General features: G+C 75.5%; 2 protein-coding genes. Both read left to right on the top strand.

Annotated elements, in window-relative coordinates:
* Positions 1-1386 (top strand): S9 family peptidase (locus L0B03_RS17280; protein WP_250448176.1); only part of this gene is annotated, 1386 nt, incomplete at its 5' end.
* Positions 1387-1410: 24 nt separating this feature from the next.
* Entirely contained in the window at positions 1411-1821 is a 411-nt protein-coding gene (locus L0B03_RS17275; protein ID WP_250448174.1) for a TIGR03618 family F420-dependent PPOX class oxidoreductase, read from the top strand.
* Positions 1822-1874 lie beyond the last annotated feature (53 nt).

Here is a 1874-nt window from a genome sequence, read left to right as displayed (position 1 = left end):
CGCGACGGGCTCGACGAGGGCGCCCCGGCGGGCAGCGCCCCCGGAGCGCCCCACCCCCTGACCCGGGCGGGCGAGCGGGACCAGCTGGCGGTCGACACCGTCGTGCCCTCCGCGGACGGCAGGACGCTCTGGTTCCTCGCCTCCGACATGGGCGCGACGGGACGCGAGTTCGTCGCCGCCCAGACGGGGCTGTTCTCCCTGGAGCTGGACCTCGCGCGGTCCGGGGACGGCGGCCCGGCCCCGCGCCGGCACACCGACGTCGAGGCGGTCGACCTGGCGAGCGGTCTCCTGACCGTGACCCGTGACCGGGTGCTGGTGGCCGATCAGCGGCGCGGCGCCGTCGTCCTGCTCGACCTTCCCGCCGACCCCGCCGCGGAGGGCTCCGCCGAGCCCGAGCGGGTGCTGGTGGGTGGGCCCGTCGTCGTGCAGGCCGTGAGCGCGACCCTCGACGGGACCCACGCGGTCGCGGCCGTCGCCGCAGGGGACTCTGCGGGGGACCTCGTCGTGGTGGACCTGGGCTCAGGCGAGCAGCGCCGGGTCACGGACCTCTCGGCCGAGCTGCGGGGCACCGGGCGCCTTCGGCCCGTGCTCGAGCTCGACGCCACGGCCCCCGACGGCTACCCGGTGCACGGCTGGGTCGCCACCCCCGACCCCGACCGCTTCGGGACCGGGCCGCACCCGACCATCCTCATGATCCACGGCGGCCCCTACGCGCAGTACACCCACGCCCTGTTCGACGAGGTCCAGACCCTCGCCGAGGCGGGGTACGCGGTGGTGCTGGGCAACCCGCGCGGCTCGGCCGGCTACGGCGCGGCCCACGGCAAGGCCATCCAGCAGGCCTTCGGCACGGTCGACGCCGATGACGTGCTCGCCCTCCTGGACCACGCCCTCGCCGACCCGGAGCTCGGGCTCGACGCCGATCGGGTCGGTGTGATGGGTGGGTCCTACGGCGGCTACCTGACGGCCTGGCTCACGACCCGCACGCACCGCTTCGCCGCGGCGATCGTCGAGCGAGGGTTCTTGGACCCGGTGAGCTTCGTCGGGTCGAGTGACATCGGCTGGTTCTTCGGCCTGGAGTACGTGGGGGACGTCGCGACCGACGGCGGCGCGGCGGCCCTCACGGCCCAGTCACCCATGGCTCACGTGGACGAGGCGCGGACCCCGACCCTGGTGATCCACTCCGAGAACGACTGGCGCTGCCCGGTCGAGCAGGGCCAGCGCTGGTTCGTCGAGCTCAAGCGTCGCGGCGTCGAGGCCGCGCTGCTGCTGTTCCCCGGCGAGGGGCACGAGCTCACGCGGTCGGGGCGGCCCCAGCACCGCCTCGCGAGGTTCGAGCACGTTCTCGCCTGGTGGGCCCGGCACCTGCCGGTAGCGTCGACGGCGTAGCTGAGCCCGACCCCGGAGGTCCTGATGCCCGTCCCGCCCCTGCCCGAGGACGTCGCAGCCCTGCTCGCGCGGCCCAACCCGGCCGTGATGGCCACGGTGGCCGCCGACGGCCGCCCCGTCACGGTCGCGACCTGGTACCTGGTCGAAGAGGACGGCACGGTGCTGCTGGGTCTCGACGCCGGGCGGGCGCGACTCAAGCACCTCAAGGCCGACCCGCGGGTCTCGCTCACGGCCCTCGCCGAGAACGACTGGTACACCCACGTGAGCCTGCAGGGCCGGGTCGTGTCGATCGTCGACGACGAGGGCCTGCGGGACATAGACCGGCTGTCGAACCACTACACCGGGCGGGACTACCCGGTCCGCGACCGTCCCCGGGTGAGCGTCCACCTCGCCGTCGAGCGGTGGCACGGGTGGGGCGCGGCCCGGCAGGAGTGACCCCTGCCGGGCGCGCGCGGCCCCTCAGGCCGGGGGCGGCGGGGGCTGCTGCG

Source organism: Actinotalea sp. C106 (assembly GCF_023630195.1).
Taxonomy (GTDB): domain Bacteria; phylum Actinomycetota; class Actinomycetes; order Actinomycetales; family Cellulomonadaceae; genus Actinotalea.
The sequence above is the reverse complement of the archived record's forward strand: the minus strand, read 5'-3'. Positions and strand labels throughout refer to the sequence as shown.